The 21,307-nt window shown below is 59.5% G+C and carries 20 protein-coding genes; all 20 read left to right on the top strand.

What is annotated here, in order from left to right:
* Positions 1–193 precede the first annotated feature (193 nt).
* A complete protein-coding gene (locus tag QQJ86_RS06330; protein ID WP_284320071.1) occupies positions 194–835 on the top strand; it encodes a riboflavin synthase in 642 nt (213 codons plus the stop codon).
* A gap of 18 nt (positions 836–853) precedes the next feature.
* On the top strand, positions 854–1,945 hold the full coding sequence (gene ribBA / locus QQJ86_RS06325) for a bifunctional 3,4-dihydroxy-2-butanone-4-phosphate synthase/GTP cyclohydrolase II (RefSeq protein ID WP_284320070.1): 1,092 nt from the start codon (positions 854–856) through the stop codon (positions 1,943–1,945).
* Between the two features lie 221 nt (positions 1,946–2,166).
* Positions 2,167–4,368: a beta-glucosidase family protein gene (locus QQJ86_RS06320; protein WP_284320069.1), complete on the top strand. Its 2,202-nt coding sequence runs from the start codon at positions 2,167–2,169 to the stop codon at positions 4,366–4,368.
* A 201-nt stretch (positions 4,369–4,569) separates the two neighbouring features.
* Positions 4,570–5,523, top strand: a complete 954-nt coding sequence (gene ldcA / locus QQJ86_RS06315; RefSeq protein ID WP_284320068.1) for a muramoyltetrapeptide carboxypeptidase — start codon at positions 4,570–4,572, stop codon at positions 5,521–5,523.
* A 156-nt stretch (positions 5,524–5,679) separates the two neighbouring features.
* Entirely contained in the window at positions 5,680–6,141 is a 462-nt protein-coding gene (ribH, locus tag QQJ86_RS06310) for a 6,7-dimethyl-8-ribityllumazine synthase (protein WP_284320067.1), read from the top strand.
* On the top strand, positions 6,141–6,587 hold the full coding sequence (nusB, locus tag QQJ86_RS06305) for a transcription antitermination factor NusB (protein ID WP_284320066.1): 447 nt from the start codon (positions 6,141–6,143) through the stop codon (positions 6,585–6,587). Before ribH ends, nusB begins: the two co-directional genes overlap by 1 nt.
* Positions 6,588–6,777: 190 nt before the next feature.
* On the top strand, positions 6,778–7,737 hold the full coding sequence (gene thiL, locus QQJ86_RS06300; RefSeq protein ID WP_284320065.1) for a thiamine-phosphate kinase: 960 nt from the start codon (positions 6,778–6,780) through the stop codon (positions 7,735–7,737).
* On the top strand, positions 7,734–8,231 hold the full coding sequence (locus QQJ86_RS06295; protein WP_284320064.1) for a phosphatidylglycerophosphatase A family protein: 498 nt from the start codon (positions 7,734–7,736) through the stop codon (positions 8,229–8,231). Before thiL ends, QQJ86_RS06295 begins: the two co-directional genes overlap by 4 nt.
* 84 nt (positions 8,232–8,315) lie before the next feature.
* Positions 8,316–9,080 carry a hypothetical protein gene (locus tag QQJ86_RS06290; RefSeq protein WP_284320063.1) on the top strand — a complete coding sequence of 255 codons (765 nt, stop codon included), beginning with the start codon at positions 8,316–8,318 and terminating at the stop codon, positions 9,078–9,080.
* Between the two features lie 83 nt (positions 9,081–9,163).
* Positions 9,164–10,132: a potassium channel beta subunit family protein gene (locus tag QQJ86_RS06285; protein WP_284320062.1), complete on the top strand. Its 969-nt coding sequence runs from the start codon at positions 9,164–9,166 to the stop codon at positions 10,130–10,132.
* 146 nt (positions 10,133–10,278) lie between these two features.
* Positions 10,279–10,497, top strand: coding sequence for a hemin uptake protein HemP (gene hemP / locus QQJ86_RS06280; RefSeq protein WP_284320061.1), 219 nt, complete (start codon positions 10,279–10,281; stop codon positions 10,495–10,497).
* 70 nt (positions 10,498–10,567) lie between these two features.
* On the top strand, positions 10,568–11,137 hold the full coding sequence (locus QQJ86_RS06275) for a hypothetical protein (protein WP_284320060.1): 570 nt from the start codon (positions 10,568–10,570) through the stop codon (positions 11,135–11,137).
* A 164-nt stretch (positions 11,138–11,301) separates the two neighbouring features.
* Positions 11,302–12,573, top strand: a complete 1,272-nt coding sequence (locus QQJ86_RS06270; RefSeq protein ID WP_284320059.1) for an efflux RND transporter periplasmic adaptor subunit — start codon at positions 11,302–11,304, stop codon at positions 12,571–12,573.
* A 29-nt stretch (positions 12,574–12,602) separates the two neighbouring features.
* Entirely contained in the window at positions 12,603–13,325 is a 723-nt protein-coding gene (locus tag QQJ86_RS06265) for an ABC transporter ATP-binding protein (RefSeq protein WP_284320058.1), read from the top strand.
* Between the two features lie 169 nt (positions 13,326–13,494).
* Positions 13,495–14,805 carry an ABC transporter permease gene (locus QQJ86_RS06260; protein ID WP_284320057.1) on the top strand — a complete coding sequence of 437 codons (1,311 nt, stop codon included), beginning with the start codon at positions 13,495–13,497 and terminating at the stop codon, positions 14,803–14,805.
* Between the two features lie 15 nt (positions 14,806–14,820).
* Positions 14,821–16,053: an ABC transporter permease gene (locus QQJ86_RS06255; RefSeq protein WP_284320056.1), complete on the top strand. Its 1,233-nt coding sequence runs from the start codon at positions 14,821–14,823 to the stop codon at positions 16,051–16,053.
* Positions 16,054–16,093: 40 nt separating this feature from the next.
* Entirely contained in the window at positions 16,094–17,410 is a 1,317-nt protein-coding gene (locus tag QQJ86_RS06250) for an ABC transporter permease (RefSeq protein ID WP_284320055.1), read from the top strand.
* Entirely contained in the window at positions 17,389–18,648 is a 1,260-nt protein-coding gene (locus tag QQJ86_RS06245; protein ID WP_284320054.1) for an ABC transporter permease, read from the top strand. Before QQJ86_RS06250 ends, QQJ86_RS06245 begins: the two co-directional genes overlap by 22 nt.
* Positions 18,649–18,693: 45 nt before the next feature.
* Positions 18,694–20,019 carry an ABC transporter permease gene (locus QQJ86_RS06240; protein ID WP_284320053.1) on the top strand — a complete coding sequence of 442 codons (1,326 nt, stop codon included), beginning with the start codon at positions 18,694–18,696 and terminating at the stop codon, positions 20,017–20,019.
* A gap of 10 nt (positions 20,020–20,029) precedes the next feature.
* Positions 20,030–21,283 (top strand): ABC transporter permease, encoded by a 1,254-nt coding sequence (locus tag QQJ86_RS06235; RefSeq protein ID WP_284320052.1) that lies wholly within the window; start codon positions 20,030–20,032, stop codon positions 21,281–21,283.
* Positions 21,284–21,307 lie beyond the last annotated feature (24 nt).

Here is a 21,307-nt window from a genome sequence, read left to right as displayed (position 1 = left end):
TTTCGCCTACCTTCCTAGGGGATGCTCTGATCCATTCCCCGCAGATGTCAGCGTTCCTGTCTGCCCGCATGCCATCGGTCCGCCGTCTCAACAGACAGCCAGTCTGTCTTCGCCGTCGGCCCTGTGGCCTGCGAACAGACAGAAACGCTGCCACCTACGTTGAATGGACCAGATCACCCCTGGAGGTGCGCTGATGTTTACCGGCATCATCCAGAGCGTCGGCCGCGTCGCGCGGCTGGAACCTCGCGGCGGCGACGTGCGTCTGCATATCGATACCGCCGATCTCGATCTTTCCGATGTGCAATTGGGCGACAGCATTGCGGTATCCGGCGCATGCCTTACGGTGGTCACGCTCGAATCGCGCGGATTCGCTGCCGATGTGTCCAATGAAACGCTGTCACTTACCACGCTGGGCAAGCACAAGCCGGGCGATCCGGTGAACTTGGAAAAAGCCTTGAGGCTCGCAGATCGCCTGGGCGGCCATCTGGTATCCGGCCATGTCGATGGCGTGGGCAAGGTGGTTTCCATCGCACCGGACGGCCGCTCGCAGCGCTGGACGTTCGAAGTGTCCGCGCAGCTCTCGCGCTACATCGCTTCCAAAGGCTCCATCTGCATCGATGGCACCAGCCTTACCGTCAACGAAGTGAACGGTCAGCGTTTCGGCGTCAACCTGATTCCTCACACGGTGGAACACACGGTGTTCCATGCGCGGCGGGCAGGCGATGCGGTGAATATCGAAGTGGATGTGGTTGCGCGTTACGTGGAGCGCTTGATCGGTGGCGGTGAAGCATCGCGCATCGATGAAGCGTTTCTGAAGCAGCACGGGTTTGCGTAAGTCCTCAAGGAGCAGAACATGTCATTCAACACTATCCCCGAAATCCTCGAAGACATTCGCGCTGGCCGCATGGTCGTGATCGTCGATGACGAAGATCGCGAAAACGAGGGCGATCTGATCATGGCCGCGCAAATGGTGCGGCCCGAAGACATCAACTTCATGGTGCGCGAGGCGCGCGGCCTGCTATGCCTCACGCTTACCGAGCAACGCACGCGTCAGCTCAACCTGCGTCCGATGGTGAGCGACAACACCTCGCCGTACCACACCAATTTCACTGTTTCGATCGAAGCAGCTGAAGGTGTTACGACCGGCATTTCCGCGCACGATCGCGCTCGTACCATCCAGGTGGCGGTGAAACCGGATGCGAAGCCGCAGGATCTCTCGCAGCCCGGCCATGTGTTTCCGCTTACTGCGCAACCAGGTGGCGTGCTGACGCGCGCGGGCCACACGGAAGCTGGCTGCGATCTCGCCGCACTCGCGGGCCTGGAACCGTCATCAGTGCTGATCGAAGTGCTGCACGAAGATGGCTCGATGGCGCGCCGTCCCGAGCTTGAAGTGTTTGCCAAAAAGCATGGCCTGAAGATCGGTTCCATCGCCGATCTGATCCGTTATCGCCTGGAAACGGAAAAAACCGTGCAGCGTGTGCACGAAGAAGAAGTGCAAACTGAATTCGGTTCGTTCCGCCTGGTGGCCTATCGCGATGCGATCCGCCACGGCCTGCACTTTGCCTTGGTGCGCGGCGATGTGGATGATGGCCATCCCGTGCTGAGCCGTGTGCATGTGCGCAACACCTTATCTGACGTGCTGCATCTGCAGCGCGACGATCTTGGCCTTACCGTCACCGCTGCTTTGCGCCGCATCGCCGACGAAAACCGCGGCGTGCTGCTGGTCTTGTCTGGCGAAGACACGCCGGAGGCATTGTTGCGTCGTCTCAATCGGCAGCCTGCGCCGCAGGCGCCCGCCGATCAGCATCAAGAATGGCGCCAGCATGGCCTTGGTGCGCAGATCCTCACGGATCTGGGCGTGCGTCGCCTGCGCGTGTTGGGCACGCCGCGCAAGCTGGTTGGGCTTGCGGGATTCGGGCTAGAGGTCGTCGAATACGCCGAATGACATAACTCGTCGTCACCCCGGCGAAGGCCGGGGCCCAGTGACTTTGAGGACTCACAAGTCGCTGGGTCCCGGCCTTCGCCGGGACGACGAATCAGGGAGGCGACTTTCATAGCAACTTGCGGCTTCAAGGATCATAAGCACGACTGGCCATATTCATCACTGCCACGCACTTCGCTTCGTGGCATCCTTCGTCCGGTTCAAACCAGCACGAAGGGATCAGGATGAAGCTCACCATTGCTCGCACCGCTCTGTTTACCGCGCTCTCGCTGGCTAGCCTGTCGCCAGCCTTGGCTGACCAGACTGCTTCGCCGGATCAACGTGCCGCAACCATGCTCAAGCGCATGTCGCTGGAAGACATGCATCACATGGTGCAGAGCTACAACGACATGATGGCCCTGCAGCAGCAGCCGGGCGGCATCGGTGCAGCAGGTTATGTGCCGGCGTTGCCAAAGCTCGGCATTCCCGCCCAGCAGCAGAACGACGCCGGCATCGGCGTGCACAACTACCCGATCGATCAAGGGCCAGGCAAGCAGCCCGCGCACGTACGTGGTGAAGCGGGCAACACCACTCCGCTACCTTCAACACTTGCCATTGCTGCCACTTGGAATCCGCAGATTGCGTATGAAGGCGGCCGCATGATTGCGGGCGAAGCGCATCGCCAGGGTATCAATGTGTTGCTGGCTGGCGGCATGAACCTTACACGCGAACCGCGTGATGGACGCACGTTCGAATATCTAGGCGAAGATCCGTTGCTCGCCGCGCGCATCGACGGCGGGGAAATCCGCGGGATTCAATCGCAGCACGTCATCTCCACCATCAAGCATTACGCCTTGAACGATCAGGAGACCAATCGCCTGACAGTGAGCTCGAACATTGATGAGCGCGCCATGCGCGAGTCAGATCTGTTCGCTTTCGAACTGGCGATCGAAGACGGTCATCCCGGATCGGTGATGTGCGGCTATAACAAGGTCAACGGTGTCTGGGATTGCTCCAACAAGCATCTGCTCAACGACATTCTCAAAGGTGATTGGAAATACCCCGGCTGGGTGATGACGGATTGGGGCGCCGATCACGGCGTGATGGATGCGATGGCGGGCACTGATCAGGTGTCCGGTATCGATGCGGGTAGTGGTTTCAGCTTGGGGCAATCGTCCAGCACTTTCGGGGCACCGCTGCTGCAGGCGATCGGCAAAGGCGAGATTCCGCGCGGCCGTCTGGAAGACATGGTGCATCGCATTCTGCGCTCCATGTACGCAGTGGGCCTGTTTGATCATCCACCGGTGATCAAGCCGCTCGATGTCGAAGCGGATGCACTGGTTGCGCAGCGTGCCGCTGAGCAGGCGATCGTGCTGCTGAAGAACGAACAGGATCAGCTGCCGCTTAAATCGGACATCAAGACGGTAGCGATCATCGGTAGCCATGCCGATGTCGGCGTGCTGTCGGGCGGTGGTTCGGCTGAAGTGTGGCCGATCGGTGGCCCCGCGATTCCCGCAGTGAAGGGCCCGGATTGGCAATGGAAGGTCTACGACCCATCCTCACCGATGAAGGCGCTGCAGAAGCTGCTGCCAAACGCGAAGATCACCTACGACGATGGCACCGATCCGGCGAAGGCCGCGGCATTGGCAAAGTCGTCCGACGTTGCGCTGGTGTTCGCAACACAGTGGACCTGCGAAGGCGTCGATCAGCCGAACCTTTCGCTGTCGGATAAGCAAGATGATTTGATCGATACCGTGGCGGCAGCCAATACGCACACGGTGGTTGTGCTGGAAAACGGTGGCCCGGTGAAGATGCCGTGGCTGTCGAAGGTCAATGCAGTCGTGGAAGCCTGGTATCCCGGCGCGCGCGGCGGCGAGGCGATTGCGGGCGTGCTCGCTGGCAAGGTGAATCCATCCGGCCGACTGCCCGTAACATTCCCGCAGGACGAACAGCAACTGCCACGTCCGCAAATCACCAACGCGCAAGAAGTCGACTACAACATTGAAGGCGCTGCAGTCGGTTACAAGTGGTTCGACAAAAAGAATCTGCAGCCGCTATTTCCGTTTGGCTTTGGTCTTTCGTATAGCCGCTTCGATTACAGCGATCTGCATGTGAATACGCAGGGCAAGCGCGTGACGGTCAGCTTCAAGGTCAGCAATGTTGGCGATCACGCCGGCATGGATACACCGCAGGTGTATGTGAGCTTGCCGGGCGACAGCGGCGAAGCACCGCGCCGGTTGGCAGGATTCGAAAAGGTGTCGCTGCAGCCGGGACAGAGTCGCACGGTTTCCGTCACGATCGATCCGCGTTTGCTGGCGACGTTTGATGTGTCGGGGCATCAGTGGAAGATTGGCGCGGGCAGCTATCCGATCCAGGTTGGACATTCGTCGCGGGATCTGGCGTTGAAGGGCGAAGCTGCCGTTGTGGCGTCCACGGTTGCCCCTTGAAGTACCCGTACCTCCGTCATTCCCGCTTTCGCAGGAATGACGGAGGTACTGCATGATGGCAGGTATGGCTACGCACTCAGTCAGTAAGTGCAAGGCAAGCCACGATTTCGCCGCAACTGTGTCATCGCGACTCCTCCAGTGGGGCAGTTCGAATGATATAGAGTGCATTCCCCGCCAACGGAATGACGAAACGAGCCCCGCATGTCATCCAACCCCGCCTGCCGCATCCGCCTGATCGCCCCCTCTGGCTATCCGCACGATCGCGACGCCATGACGCGCGGCATCGCACGGCTGCGCGATGCAGGTTGCCTGGTGGAAGGCACTGAGGTGATCGATCGCACCGAGCTGCGTTACGCGGGTAGCGATACGCAGCGCGCCGCGGATATCAACGGGCTCGCTACGCTCGATACCTTGCCGGACATTGCGCTATCCATTCGCGGCGGCTACGGCGCCACACGCCTGCTGGAACATCTGCATTACGACGCCTTGCGCGAGCGTCTTGCCGACCAGCCGATCGCGCTGGTCGGGCATAGCGATTTCACCGCCGTGCAGATGGCGCTGTATGCAATGAGCGGCATCGTGACGTTCGGCGGACCGATGCTGGGTCCGGATTTCGGCGCGCATCGACTGAGTCCGCTTACCTGGCGTCACTTCTGGCGCACGCTCAGCGCGCCGCAAGGCAATGCAAGCTGGGATTGCGGCGAGGCGGCGGAACTGTCGGTGGAGGGGCCGCTGTGGGGCGGCAACCTCGCCATGCTGTGCAGCCTGCTGCAGACGCCGTACTTCCCGCGCATCGAGGGCGGCATTCTGTTCGTGGAGGACATCGGCGAGCCGCCATTCCGTATCGAGCGCCTGCTTTACCAGTTGCATCTGTCCGGCGTGCTGGGACGACAGCGGGCCTTGATCCTGGCGGATTTCACCCAGTGCCGCCCGGCTCCGTATGACAACGGCTACGACCTGGCAGACGGCTTCGAGCAGATTCGCCGCATTGCAGGCATTCCTGTGCTTTCCGGCATGCCGTTCGGCCATGATCCGGACAAGTTCACGTTGCCGTTCGGCGTACCCGCGCGGTTGCGGGTGGTGGGACAGCGGGCCAGCCTGGATTTCCACGGTTACCCGCATTTGCGACGCGGCCACGAACCTTCCATGGCCTGACCGGCACTTAAGTAGGCTGGGTGAAATCCCGGTATCCGGAAGGGGTCACCGGGCTGGGATTGTCATCCCAGCCTGCCTTCTGACCGGCATTCACCAAAACCCGTAAAATACCCCGCTCGCCATGGGCAGGCCGCCCATCACAGGAATCCACGCAACATGAAGATCATCGAAGGCGATTTCGCCACGCCCAAGGGCCGTTTTGCCATTGTCGCCGGCCGCTTCAACGGCTTTGTCGTCGAACCGCTGGTGGCCGGTGCACGCGATGCACTGGTGCGACACGGCGTAAGCGATGATGCCATCGACGTGATCCGCGTGCCGGGCGCATGGGAAATCGGTCTGGCTGCGCACAAGCTGGCGAACTCGGGCAAATATGCCGCGGTGATCGCGCTGGGCGCAGTCATCCGTGGCGCCACGCCGCATTTCGATTTCGTTGCCGGTGAATGCGCCAAGGCACTCACCCAGGCTGCTCTCAGTTCCGGCGTGCCGGTGTCTTTCGGCGTGCTCACCACCGATACCATTGAACAGGCCATCGAGCGCTCCGGTACCAAGGCCGGCAACAAGGGCGCCGACGCTGCCATCGCCGCGCTCGAAATGGTCAACCTGTACGGAAAGCTGTAATGAATCACCGTCCCGAGGGCATCGATCTCGCCGCGCGCTCGCGCGCCCGTCGCCGTGCGCTGCAGGCGCTGTACGCCTGGCAGATGAGCGGCAGCTCGATGACATCGGTGATCGAGCAGTTCCGCCACGAGCAGGACATGGAAGTCGCCGACCTGGAGTACTTCGAAGATCTGCTGCGTGGCGTGGAAGCAAACGTCGACGCTTTGGACGAAGCGCTCAAGCCCTATATCGATCGTGACGTCGAGCAGATCGATCCGGTGGAACGTGCCGCGTTGCGCCTGGCCGCGTATGAATTGAAGTATCGGCCGGATGTGCCGTATCGCGTGATCATCAACGAGGCGATCGAAGTGACCAAGCGCTTCGGGGCAGATCATGGGCACAGCTATGTGAATGGCGTGCTGGATAAGTTGGCGACGCAGGTTCGGGTGACGGAGAAGCAGGGGTAACGATCGATCTGGAACCTCGGTTTGGTGCAATGGGTCGTTTTACCTCGCCGTCATTCCCGCGAAAGCGGGAATCCATGTTGCTCTATAGCAAAGGCGAAGATGGATTGACCAGCTTCGCTGTTGTAAAGCGCCTCCGCTTTCGCGGAAATGACGTCAGCGCAAGATTAGGTATCGGGAGCAAGCAGATTCCATGGAATTCTCCCTCATCGACCGCATCCGCCAGCGCACCGCGCAAAGCCGCGACGACGTACGCCTCGGCATCGGTGACGACGCCGCATTGCTGGCCATGCCATCCGGCCAGGAGCTGGCGATGGCCATCGACACCATGGTCGAAGGCATACATTTCCCACGCGACACGGTCGCCGCCGATATCGGCTGGAAAGCGCTGGCCGTAAACCTTTCCGATCTTGCCGCGATGGGCGCAACACCGGCTTGGGCGCTATTGGCGTTGACCTTGCCCAACGCGAATGAGGCTTTCATCGACGGTTTCGCCGACGGCTTCGCGCAACTGGCGCAAATGTATAGGCTGGCGTTGGTGGGCGGCGACACTACGCGTGGTGCACTCACCGTCAGTGTGGCGGTGCACGGCTTCGTGCCACCTGGCAAAGCGCTCAAGCGCGCAGGTGCGCAAGTGGGCGATGCGGTGTTGGTCACCGGCACGTTGGGCGACGCGGCGGGTGGCTTGCGAATGCTGCAGCAAGATGGTCGCGCTGATGCGCAATCGGGTTATCTGATCGATCGCTTGAATCGCCCTACGCCGCGTGTTGCTGCTGGGCTGGCTTTGCGCGAACGCGCAAACGCATGCATCGACGTTTCCGACGGTCTGCTCGCTGACCTTGGGCATATCTGCACAGCAAGCAGTGTCGGCGCTGAAATCGATACGGCGTTGTTGCCGCGTTCGTCTGCCTTGCTTAGTTTGTTCGATGATGCCAGCTCGCTCCATTTTGCCCTGAGCGGCGGCGATGATTACGAATTGTGTTTTACCGTGCCCGCGCAACGGGTGGCATCCGTGCAAACCGATCTCGCCAAGCTCGGTTGCGGTGCCACGCGCATCGGTCGCATCGTGGAAGGCGAGGGCGTCAAAGTACGCGACGCGAACGGACAATGGCTCGAACCAGTCCAGCGAGGATGGGATCACTTCAGCGCATGAGCGAACGCAAAGTCCTTACCCCGGAACAACGCCGCGCGCTGCTTGCCACACCGGCAGGTTGGCTGGCTTGCGGATTCGGCTCCGGACTTGCGCCCGTAGCGCAGGGAACCTTCGGATCACTCGCCGCGATCTTGCCGTGGTTGCTGCTGCGTCAATATTCGCTGTCTGTCAACGTGCTGGTGATCGCAATCGGCTTTGTCGTGGGCGTGTGGGCGTGCGACGTCGCGGGACGCGCTTTGGGTGTGGACGATCACCGCAGCCTTGTGTGGGATGAATTCATCGGCCAATGGATTGCCTTGCTGCCTGCATTGCTCGCGCCTTGGTGGGCAGTGGTCCTCGGCTTTGCCTTGTTCCGTCTATTCGATGTATGGAAGCCGTGGCCGATCCGTTACTTCGATCAACACCTGAAAGGTGGCCTGGGCGTCATGGTGGACGATGTGATAGCCGGCATTTTCGCTGCGGTCGTGCTGAAACTGGTGCTTGTTTGGGCGTGATGCACGACGGACTGCTTACGAAAGATCGCGCGTCCTTGTTATCGTAAGGCTCTCTCAAGTTCATCAAGGTAGGCGGCCATGGGCATGGCATGGACGAAACAGCTGACGGCGTCGGCAATGGTTGCACTGCTGGCGATTGCACAGACTGCGCATGCGCAAAACGCGCCACAAGGCGGCGATGCCAGCGGGTCGAACTACCTCGCGCAGCATTTCAGCTTCGATGCGCTCAATCCTGATGTGAAGGATGCGATCACGCGCGCGAATCTCGCGGCCGTGCCGTTCGCAAAGATCACACTGCATACACACGATGTTGCGACGTCGGCGGACCAGTCGAAGCCTTCCAACTACACCACCGCTATGTCGCTGGAAAATGCTGGGCATGGACTGGTGCGTCGCGTGGAGGCCATACAAGACAGCAACGGCAATACAATTGCTACGCGCCTGGATCTCACCTACCGCGGTTACTTTTCATTCCTCACGCAGGGAATATCCACGCGCGCCACCAGCCTGCCGCCGGTGCAGGAAGCGCGCAAAGTGCTGCGTTTCGACACGGGCACGAATGGGCATGTCGCCTTCGTCTATCTCTACGGCAGTACAGGTGGACAAACCCTTCAGGATCCCGGCCAGTTTCTGTGCGATAGCGGCAAGCGTTATGACGCGTCGCAACTCAATTCGTCGATCGAAGGACAGGTGACGGAGCTGAGTTGCCGTGTCATTGATGCGAATGGCATCGAAACCGACAAAGTGACACTGGCTTATCTCGAAAAATATAGCGTGGCTGTCACGCTGCATACGCATAATGCGCAGCGCACAGTGGAGAGCACGATTCAGGACTTCAGCGTTCACTGAAACGCTGTTAGCACCGAGAGCTGTCATTCAGGGATTCGCGTGAGTGACGACACCATCTGCAAGCACGAATCAGGAGATTCCCCATGCAATACCGTCGTCTTGGTCGCACCGGCTTGCAACTGTCCGCGCTGTCCTTCGGCGCATGGGTCACCTTCGGTCGGCAGATCGGCCGTTCCGAAGCGCGCGAGATCATGGCGCTTGCCTGGGATCGCGGTATCAACTTTTTTGATAACGCCGAAACCTACAACCACGGCGAAGCAGAGCGCCTGATGGGCGATGTGCTGGCCGATTTGCGCTTTTCGCGCGACAGCTACTGCGTGTCGAGCAAGGTGTATTTCGGCTCGGCGGAAAAGCCTCGTCCCACGCAGCGTGGCCTTTCACGCAAGCACGTGATCGAGGCTTGCCATCAGGCGCTTGAGCGCCTTCGCGTGGGACACCTGGATCTATATTTCTGCCATCGCCCCGATCCGGAAACACCGATCGAAGAAACGGTGGCCGCGATGGATACGCTGATTCGCCAAGGCAAGGTGCTGTACTGGGGCACCAGCGAATGGCCCGCCGCGGCTATCCATGAAGCACATCGCGTCGCGCAAGCCATGCATATGTATGCGCCTGTAGTCGAACAGCCGCAGTACAACCTGCTGCATCGCGAACGTGTGGAGCAGGAATACGCACCGCTGTATGCGAGCTACGGCATGGGCACCACGATCTGGTCGCCGCTGGCATCGGGCCTGTTGAGCGGCAAGTACAACCAAGGTATTCCGGATGGTTCGCGTCTCACGCAGCCAGGTTATGAATGGCTGCGCGACATGGTGCTGGGCGAGGGCGGCGAACGCGTTGAAAAAGTGAAACGTCTACCGGCCATTGCCGCCGAAATAGGTGCCACGCCGGCGCAGCTTGCTATCGCGTGGTGCTTGGCCAACCCGAATGTGTCGACAGTGATGCTTGGCGCAAGCAGGAAGGATCAGTTGGAGCACAACCTGGAAGCGCTGGAACTGCTGCCGCGCTTCGATCTCGCCTTGAAGGAGCGGATCGAGCAGGCGTTGGCGTAACCAGGTGCTTAGGTGGGGTGTTTTGTAGGATTGGGGTTTGCCCCCCCCCCATCCTACAAAACTGCCAGCAGGTACCGGCTTACCGGCTTGACTAGCAAATGAGAATCATTATCATCCAATCGTCCCCCGACGAATGGAGTTCTGCTATGTCCAACACCGGCACGCTACTCACTCTTTCCCGCTTGCCTCAGCTGCCGCAGCCACCCAATGTGGATGACGACGGTAGCCATACGCCAACCGCTGCAGTTCGCCGCATTTCCAGCCATCGACTGCTGGCCGGCGAGCGCGAGTTGGTCATCCAGCATATGGGTAGCGAATACCACTTGCGCCTCACACGTAACGGCAAACTGATCCTTACCAAGTAGTTCGTCGGAACGTTTCCAACTCATCCGCCAGCACGCTTACGCCAGCCGGATCTTCAAGCAGGAGATCGTCATGTTCAGCTGGCTTGCCGCCCGCTCCCCTTTGCTTTGCCGTCGTGCGCTGCGTCTGCTCGCGTCGCGACGCATTCGGCGAATCACACCGCATACATTGATCAGCGCACTACCTGGCCTTGGCAGTGTGCTCTACCTGCACGCTGCATCGAAGGACGCGCCGCCGAATGCGTCAGCATCAGGTTTATTAGTCGCACAACCTGCTTTCGCGCCTTTGTTGAATGCGCATTGGCTAGTGGCCGTCAGCGTAGTGACTGATGATGGCCCGCGCGAATGGTGTGAATGCCTGGATCACCTCGGCCGCGTGCGTGCACGTTGGCATTTATTGCCGGACACGGACTACCTCGCCTGGGATGCGCTTACTGCACCCTGCGTGCCGTGTTCCATAACGTTCCCATCCATCGATATGCAACCGCTGCACCCCGATCGTGCCAGCGTGGTGAATTTTCGCGTGCGCGAAATAGCCGGAATGCTGCTGCTGGAACAAGACACGTACACCGCGCTGTCGCCATTGGGCGATCGCATCGCCGCGCGCATCGCACACGCCGAATCCACCGTGCTGCAATCGTAGAGCCCGTCTGTCCGCTGTCCGGCGAGTGTCCGCGGACAGCCGGCGATAGTCCTGTGATGTATGCAAGTGTTTGAATAAACGCGTCTATTTTGCTTTCCGAGCGTTGGCACGCGGATTGCAACTCATGGTCAGGGGCCGCACTGTCCGCGGCCAAGGACTGCACCATGATTCGTGACACTTCCGCCCAGGACCGTCTGGTCGAGGTCAAATCCAATCCCAAGAAAAAATTCTTATGGATAGGCGGCGCGGTGGCTGCCGTGATCGTATTGGCCTTCTTGATGCCCAGCGTCACGCGTTTGTTTTCCGCCGACGCATCAGTGAGCGCCTCGCGCTTGGCGTTCGCCACCGTGCAACGCGGCCCCTTCATTCGCGACATCGCGGCCGAAGGCCAAGTGGTTGCCGCGGTCAGCCCGACGATGTATGCCACCTACGGCGGGGCAGTCACGCTAAAAGTGCATGCGGGCGATACGGTAAAGAAGGGCCAGGTGCTGGCAGTGATCGAAAGCCCCGAGCTGGTCAACAAGCTTGCGCAGGAACAATCCAACGCCGACGCGATGGAGGTCGACTATCTGCGTGCGCAGATTGATGCGCGCAAGAAACAGTCGGAAATGCAAAAGGCGTATGACAACGCCAAGATCGACCAGGAAACCGCATCGCGCGATTACGACCGCTACCAGGAAGCATACAAACTCGGCGGCGTGCCACAGATGGAAGTGGACAAAATGAAGGATGCGCTGAACAAAGCCAAGATCACCATGGCGCACGCGCAGGGCGATCTCAATCTCGACAGCGATACCGGCACTTTTGACATCAAGGCGAAGAAACTCGCGCATGATCGCCAGGTATTGCTGGTGCAGGATCTGCAGCGCCAAGTCGACAACCTCAACGTGCGCTCGCCGGTGGACGGCCAGGTGGGTCAGCTTTTCATCGCCGAACGCGCCACGGTGGCGAAAGATGCGCAACTGCTCAGCGTGATCGATCTTTCTGCGCTGGAAGTGGAAGTGAAAGTGCCTGAAAGCTTCGCACGCGATCTTGCGGTGGGCATGGGCGGCGAAATCAGCGGCAACGGCAACAACTGGAAGGGCTTGGTCAGCGCGATTTCGCCTGAAGTGGTGAATGGCGAGGTGGCCGCGCGCGTGCGCTTCGAAGGTGGCACGCCCAAGCAACTGCGTCAGAACCAGCGCTTGTCCGTGCGCATTCTGCTCGACCATCGCGACAACGTGCTCACGGTGCAGCGTGGTTCCTTCGTAGACGAATCCGGCGGCAGCTATGCCTATGTCGTGCGCGACGGCATCGCCACCAAGACCACGATTCGCGCAGGCGAAAGTAGCATCGACAAAGTGGAAATCCTCGATGGCCTGAAGGAAGGCGACAACATCGTGATCTCCGGTACCGACAATTTCAAAGGCGCGCAGCGCGTCGTGATCAGCCGCTGACGGCAAACACCAACCGAAGGATAAAACTCATGCTGAAGATGACGCATCTCTCCAAGGTTTATCGCACCGAAGTCGTGGAAACGTACGCGCTTCGCGATTTCAACATCGACGTGAAGGAAGGCGAGTTCGTCGCCGTAACCGGTCCGTCCGGTTCGGGCAAAACCACCTTCCTCACCATTGCTGGCCTGCTGGAAACTTTTACTGGCGGTGAATACCACCTTGACGGCGTCGAAGTGAGCCACCTCGACGACAACGCACGCTCAAGGATACGCAACGAAAAAATCGGCTTCATCTTCCAGGCATTCAACCTGATTCCCGACCTCAACGTGTTCGACAACGTAGAAGTGCCGCTGCGCTATCGCGGCATGAAGGCACCGGAACGCAAGCAACGCATCATGGACGCGCTGGAACGCGTCGGTCTTGCCTCGCGCGCCAAGCACTATCCGGCAGAGCTTTCTGGCGGTCAGCAACAGCGCGTGGCGATTGCCCGCGCGCTCGCCGGCAGCCCGCGTTTGCTGCTCGCCGACGAACCCACCGGCAATCTGGATACGCAGATGGCGCGCGGCGTGCTGGAACTGCTCGAAGAGATCCATCGCGAAGGCGCAACGATTGTGATGGTAACGCACGATCCGGAACTCGCTGCGCGCGCGCAGCGCAACGTGCACATCATCGATGGTCAAGTGGTGGATCTGGCGGAGGATCCGCGTTTCCACACGGCGTATGCAGCAGCGGCAGGACAGGTGCGGGGATAGCTCAACGCACTGCTTGTGGACATGGATAGCCACACAGTCGCGTGATCTTCCCTCTGTGGCGTCATTCCCGCGAAAGCGGGAATCCATTTTGCTCTTGGTACATCTTCAAGATGGATTCCCGCTTTCGCGGGAATGACGGCAGAACAAATGGGCTCTATCGGGACTTTTCATGTTCACCTACTACCTCCAGCTCGGTCTACGCAGCCTCCGGCGCAACCCGATGCTCACCGCACTGATGGTGATGGCGATCGGCTTCGGCGTGTCCGCATCGATGATTACCTACTCGGTATTCCGCGCCGTGTCGGGCAATCCGATTCCAGAAAAGTCATCGCAGCTGTTCGTGCCTCAGGTCGATAACTGGGGGCCGCAGCAAAACGAAAAGGGTGAGCCGCCCGGAGCGTTGGATTATATCGATGCCATAGCGTTGATGAGGGCGCATCAGGCTTCGCGCCAGACCTTGATTTATCCGGTCATGCTTTCTTCGCCTCAGCCGGGTTCCAGCAGTACGCTCGTTTCGACCGGTGGTTATGCGGTCATGAGCGACTTCTTTCCGATGTTCAATGTGCCTTTCTTGTACGGCAATGCCTGGACTGGCAGTGATGACGAGAAGCGCGCCGCAGATATCGTGCTTAGCGAAGAATTCAATCAGCGCATGTTCGGCGGTGCGAACAGCGTAGGCAAGAACATTACCCTGTCGGGCCACGATTATCGCGTCGTCGGCGTGGCGAAGCACTGGGATCCATCGCCGCGCTTCTACGCGGTCTGGAGTGATAGCGCCTTTAGTGATTCGCCCGATTTCTATGTGCTGCTCAATCGCATGCTCGATCTGCAAATCGACACCTCGGGCAGAAACAGCTGCCGCGGTCGGCTGGAATTCAATGGCTGGAATCAATGGCTGCAAAGCGACTGCGTGTGGATGATGCCCTGGGTCGAGTTGGATTCGTCCAGCGAAGTGGCGCGCTATCGCCAGTTCCTGGAAGCCTATGCTGCCGACCAACAACACGCAGGGCGTTTCGCGTGGTCGCCCAATATACGTTTGCGCAATGTGATGGGGTGGCTGGAGGAGCAGAAAGTCGTGCCGCCAGAAAGCCGCATTTCGCTGGCGGTGGCATCGGGCTTCTTCATCATCTGTCTGGTCAACACGATCGGATTGCTATTGGCGAAGTTTATGCGCCGTGCCGCTGAAATCGGCGTGCGTCGAGCGCTTGGTGCGACACGTCATGAAATTTACGCGCAGTACCTGGTGGAGGCCGGAGCGGTCGGGCTGGCCGGCGGTGTACTGGGCTTGGTGTTGACGGCGGCAGGCATGTCGGGTGTCGGCCTGCTGTTCGAGCCTGAGATTGCAAAGTTGGCGCATCTGGATGTTTCGCTGATTGGTCTGACGTTGATGGTGGCCATTCTGGCGACGATCGCGGCTGCGTTCTATCCAGCTTGGCGTGCAGCGCAAGTGCAGCCGGCGTGGCAACTGAAATCCAATTGAGGCGAGGGAGCACGTATGCAGATTCAACCTATTCTGGCTGCCCTACGTCGACACAAGGCCGGCACGTTGCTCATTGCCTTGCAGATCGCCTTGACCCTGGCGATCGTGTGCAACGCACTGTTCATCATTCACCAGCGTCTGTCGCACCTTTCCGAACCTAGCGGTGTCGACGAAGCCAATCTGTTCGTGATCGAAAATTTCTGGGGAGTGCAGTACTCCACCCAGGAGGCGTCCTCTGAAATCAAGGCGGACCTGGCTGCGCTGCGCCAGCTCCCCGCCGTCGAGGATGCTGCACCGAGCAACAGCTATCCTCTGCGCGGCGGCGGTTGGGACAACTTCATTTCGTTGACGCCCGAACAGATCAAGCCGACAACCGATGCCTCGGTGTACATCAGTGATGAGAGCCTGATACATACCTTGGGCGTCAAATTGATCGCCGGCCGAGACTTCACGCCCGATGAAGTACGCGACATGGGGACGCGTGAGAACATCCACCCGCCCGTGGTTATCGTCAGCAAGGCCATGGCTGACAAGCTTTTCCCGGACGGCAATGCGCTAGGCAAGCCGCTCTATTCGATGAGCGCAGAACCCACCGTCATCATCGGCATCGTCGAACGTTTGCAGCGCGAGGAGGTGAACACCTGGAGTGCACCCTTCGTCAATCAATCGTTGATATGGCCCATGCGCCAGGCGATTCCGATTGGTCTCTACTACATTGTGCGCGCCAAGCCCGGACAGCTTGCCGCGGCGATGCAAGAGGCGCCCAAGGCGTTGTATGGGCGTAACCGTATGCGCATCATCGATTCTCATGATGGGCTCCTGAGCTTTGCGCAGGTACGCCAACGCGCTTACAACCGTGATCGCGGTATGGCAGTTCTGCTTGGCATCATCTGTGTCGTACTGCTGGCGATTACGGGTGCGGGCATTGTGGGCCTTACCAGCTTCTGGGTGGGACAACGTCGCAAGCAGATCGGCGTGCGACGCGCGCTGGGTGCCACGCATCGCGACATCCTGCATTACTTCCTTACCGAAAATCTGCTGATCAGCCTGGGTGGTATCGCGGTTGGCGTACTGCTGACGTTCGGCCTGAATCTCTGGTTGGTCACGCGCTTCGAGTTGAGGGTGATGCCGTTGGCATACGTGCTCAGTGGCGTAGTGATCCTGCTACTGCTGGGTCAAGGCGCAGTGTTCGCACCGGCGCTGCGTGCATCGCGTGTATCACCCGTGGAGGCGACGCGGCCGGTATGAGCATGCATTCGTCGAGGCGCAAGGGGAGGGAGTGATCGGCATGCTTGCCTACTATTTCCGCTTAGGGGTGCGCAGCTTGCTGCGCAATCCGATTCTCACGATGCTGATGGTGTTGACCATCGGCATTGGCGTTGCATCGTCGATGACCACCTACGCGGTGTTCCGCGCGGTTTCGGCCAATCCCTTGCCGGAGAAATCCTTGCAGCTGTTCGCGCCGCAGATCGACATTTGGGGACCGCAGAGCCGTGCGCAGGGCGCTGATATGCCAGATGCGCTTACTTACACCGATGCGATGGCGTTGCTGCGAGACAAGAAAGCAAGGCGGCAGACCGCCATCTATCCGGTCAATCTCACGCTCGTTCCGCAGGACGAGCGTAGCGAGCCGTTCGCGATAAACGGTTATGCGGCCTATGCCGATTTCTTCTCCATGTTCAAGGCGCCGTTCCTCTATGGAGGGGCGTGGAACATGGCCCAGGATGATACACATGCGGCAGTGGTCGTAATCAGCAGTCAGCTCAATCAGCAATTGTTCCAGGGCTCTGACAGTGTGGGCAGCACCATCCGGCTGGACGATCACGATTACGAGATCGTGGGCGTAGTCGATGGCTGGAATCCAAAGCCGCGCTTTTACGATGTGAACAATTCCGACGGCTTCAACGATGCACCCGATATCTTCCTGCCGTTCACGCGGGGAATCGATTTGCAGATAAACACCAACGGCAATACCAACTGCTACGGCAGTGCCGGACGCAACCCGGGTTTCGATGGCTTCATACATTCCGATTGCGCCTGGGTGTCGTACTGGGCAGAGCTGCCGGATGCAAAAGCCGAAGCTGCTTATCGCGATTACCTCACGAACTATGCAGCGGACCAGAATCGCGCAGGGCGCTTTCATTGGAAGCCGTATATCACGCTGCGCAACCTCGTCGAATGGCTGGATTACGAAAAGGTCGTGCCACCCGAGACACGCATTTCGCTGTGGTTGTCGTTAGGTTTTCTGCTGGTGTGCCTGATCAACACGATCGGCCTGATGCTCGCAAAGTTCATGCGCCGCGCCGGGGAAATTGGCGTGCGTCGCGCCCTAGGTGCATCCCGCAAGGAAATCTGGACGCAGTTTCTCTTTGAGGCCGCCATGGTGGGCGTGGGTGGTGGTGTGGTTGGCGTGGTTTTCACTGGACTTGGCGCGCTGAGTGTCGGCCTGGTGTTCGAGCCGGATATTGCCAGGCTTGCTCGCGTCAATACTGGCTTGATCGGGCTGACGCTGGTGTGCGCATTGGTATCGACGCTTGCGGCAGCGTTCTATCCCATCTGGCGTGCATCAAGGGTGCAGCCCGCATGGCAGCTCAAATCAAATTGAAGGCGATGACGATGCAGATAAGTCCCATCCTCGCCGCGCTCCGCTACCACAAGGCCGGCGTCGTGCTGATCGCCATGCAGATCGCTTTGACGCTGGCGATTGTGTGCAACGCCATGTTCATCATCCATCAGCGGTTGGTCCGTATGGATAAGCCCAGCGGCGTAGAGGAATCGGGCCTCTTGGTCGTGAAGAACGAATGGGCGGGTAAGCCGGCTACGGGCCAGATCGCATCGCTGATGGCGGCCGATCTCGACACCCTGCGGAAGATGCCTGGCGTGGCGAACGTATACGCAACCAATACCTATCCCCTATCTAATGGTGGTTTCGCCAACGGCATCGGCCATAGTCCTGACAAGCGCAATTACGTTTCCGTAACGGCAGTCTATTTCTCGGATGAGAACACCCTTTCCACGCTGGGTCTGAAGCTGGTCGAGGGGCGCAATTTCAACGCTGATGAAATCAATGGACTGGGTGATAACGACAAGATCGCACCGGCCGTGATCATCGTCACTCGCGAATTAGCGCGGCGGCTTTATCCGGATGGTTCGGCGCTCGGAAAAACCGCTTATATCAGCAACGAGCCAAGCATCATCATCGGCATTGTCGACCGCCTGCAAATACCATGGGTGGACAACAGCATGGCGCGATGGGCTGATTGCTCCACGCTATTGCCATTCCGGAACCTGGTGACCATCACGCATTACCTGATTCGCACACAGCCGGAGGAGATTGAGGATGTGGCGACACGTGTGCGCGCGACGCTATATGCGACGCAGCGCCTGCGCGTCATTCGTCCCAAGGATGGCGTGAAGACGTTTGCGCAGGTGCGTGCCGCTGCCTATAAGAGTGATCGCGGCATGGCCATTTTGATGGGCGTCATCAGTGTGATTCTGGTGGCGACCACTGCTGCGGGCATCGTGGGTCTTGCCAGTTTCTGGGTTGGACAGCGCCGCAAGCAGATCGGTGTGCGGCGCGCATTGGGCGCCACCCGGCAGGACATCCTTGGCTATTTCCTTACCGAAAACCTGCTGATCTGCATGGCAGGTGTCGTGCTGGGTGGATTGCTGGCGATCGGATTGAATCTCTGGCTGATGAAACAGTTCGAGATGGAACGGATTGCGCCGGGTTATGTACTGGCCGGCGTGGCGATGCTGCTTTTGCTGGGGCAGTGCGCCGTATTCGCACCGGCGTGGCGTGCGTCGCACGTGCCGCCGGTGGAAGCGACGCGATCGGTATGAACGGATTTAACGCGATAACGACGAACAAAAACGGGGAGGCATCCGATGCTCGGCTATTACCTTGATTTGGCACTGCGTAGTCTGAAACGAAGCCCGGGGCTCACCACGCTGATGATCCTCATAGTGGGGTTCGGCGTAGCTGCATCCATGACCAGCTATTCCGTGTTCCGTGCCGTGTCGGGCGATCCGATTCCATGGAAGTCATCTCGGCTTTTTGTACCGCAGATCGACATGTGGGGGCCGAAGGGGCGTAGGGACGGCACCAACAATAACGAGCCACCGGATGCGATGGATTACACCGATGCCGTAGCGATGATGCGTGAGCATCGCGCCAAGTATCAGTCCGCGATGTATCGCGTGTCGCCGTCGATCGTTCCGCCCGACGCAAGCAAGCATCCGATCAATGTCGGCGGCCATGCCGTGTACAGCGAGTTCTTTCCTATGCTCGATGTGCCGTTCAAGTTCGGCAATGCCTGGGGCGCGGATAGCGATGCGCAGCGTGCTGCCGTGATTGTGATCAGCGACAAGCTCAATCAAAAGCTGTTCGGCGGCGCCAACAGTATCGGCAAGACCGTCAACATCGACGGCAAGGATTATCGCGTCACCGGTGTGTTGGACAACTGGAGCCCCAAACCGGTGTTCTATGACGTCGTAAATACCGGCGGGTTCACGACCGGGCAGGAGGACGTGTTCTTGCCCTTCACTCGCGCCATCGATGTAGGCATGCCCAACGACGGCAATACCAATTGCGCGGAGATTCCCAAAGGGTCGGGCTTCGTCGGTCTGCAGCAATCCTCGTGCATCTGGATTTCCTACATGGCTGAGCTGGACGACAAGGCTGCGGCCTCCGCTTATAAGGATTATCTGGACGGCTACTTCCGCGACCAGAAAGCCGCCGGCCGTTTCGACTGGCCCGTGAACAACCGGCTGCGCGATCTGCCAGCATGGCTGGACAGCGAGCACGTCGTGCCGAGCGATACCAAGATTTCGCTGATGGTCGCACTGGGTCTGCTGGTGGCTTGCCTGGTGAATACCGCGGGCTTGTTGCTGGCGAAATTCCTGCGCCGTAGTTCGGAGATCGGCGTACGCCGCGCGTTGGGTGCGCCGCGCATGGCCATCTATATGCAGTTTCTGATCGAAGCGGGCATGGTCGGACTGACCGGCGGTGTACTGGGCCTGATGTTGACCTGGGTAGGTGTGCGCTGCGTCAGTTGGGTGTTGCCCAAGGAAATCGCTTCGTTGGCACACGTCGATCTCGCTTTGCTGATGCTTACCTTGGCGGTAGCGGTGCTCGCCACGATGCTGGCTGGGCTCTATCCCACCTTCCGCGCTTCGCGCGTGCAGCCTGCGCTGCAGCTGAAAACAAACTAGGAGCTTCGCCATGAACCTGCATCCCATGATCGCAGCACTGCGCAAGCACAAGGCCGGCGTCGTGCTGATCGCCCTGCAGATCGCGGTGACCCTCGCCATCGTCTGCAATGCGATCTTCATCATTTATGCGCGTATAGAAAATGTACGCCGGCCCACAGGGCTGGTCGAAAGCGATGTGTTCCTGGTCACCCAGCAATGGGTCGGTGCGCCCAGCGGTGATGATCCCGCCAGCATTCAGAAGCTCGATGCCATGTTGCGTGAGGATCTGAATGCACTACGTGCATTACCTGATGTGGAGTCCGTGGCGCCGACGAACTCCGTGCCGCTGCTGCCATCGAGCTGGAACGGTTCCGCTGCCCTGAAACCAGGTACCGATCTGCGCTCGGGTAACGCGCGCACCACCTTCTATTTCGGCGACGAGCAATGGCTGAAAACATTGGGATTGCATCTGGTTGCCGGTCGCGATTTCACTGCGGCTGATGTGACCAATATGGGCTTCCGAGCCAACACGCAGCCCGACATCGTGATCGTTACCAAGGCGCTGGCAGACAAGCTGTTCCCAGAGGCGAACGCGGTTGGCAAGGTGATTTACCTCAATGGCGACTCCAAGCCGACCACCATCATCGGCGAAGTGGAGCGTCTGCAGGTGCCTTCCGTGGGCAGTTGGGCCAGCAGCTTTGTTTGGAACTCGACCATCCAGCCGATTCGGCTCAATGGCAACTTCTCACGCTACGTGGTGCGCGCCAAGCCGGGTCGGTTGGAGGCGGCCATGCGTGCGGTGCCGTCCGCGCTGTATACGGTCAGTCCAATGCGGGTGCTTGATGACGACAGCGTCAAGTCGTTCAAAGACATTCGCGCCGAAGCCTATCGTGCCGACATTGGCATGGCGGCACTGATGGGGGCAGTGTGCCTCATCTTGCTCGCGGTAACGGCGGCGGGCATCGTGGGTCTGACCAGTTTCTGGGTCGGTCAGCGTCACCGACAGATCGGTGTGCGTCGCGCGCTGGGTGCACGCAAGATCGACATCCTGCGCTACTTCCAGCTTGAGAACCTGATGATCGCAGGCATCGGTGCAGTAGTCGGCGTTGCGCTCGCAGTCGGTTTGAACCGCCTGTTGATGAGCAAATTCGAGATGCAGAGCATGCCTGTCTATTACGTGCTCGTGGGTCTCGCGGTCGTCATGACGCTGGGGCAGATCGCCGTATTCGTACCGGCGCGACGCGCGTCGAACGTGCCGCCGGTGGTGGCGACGCGGTCGGTTTAGCGTCAACGGACAATCACGAGGGGA

It is taken from the genome of Dyella acidisoli, from assembly GCF_030160295.1.
GTDB lineage: Bacteria > Pseudomonadota > Gammaproteobacteria > Xanthomonadales > Rhodanobacteraceae > Dyella_B > Dyella_B acidisoli.
This window is presented reverse-complemented; position numbering and strand designations above follow the sequence as displayed.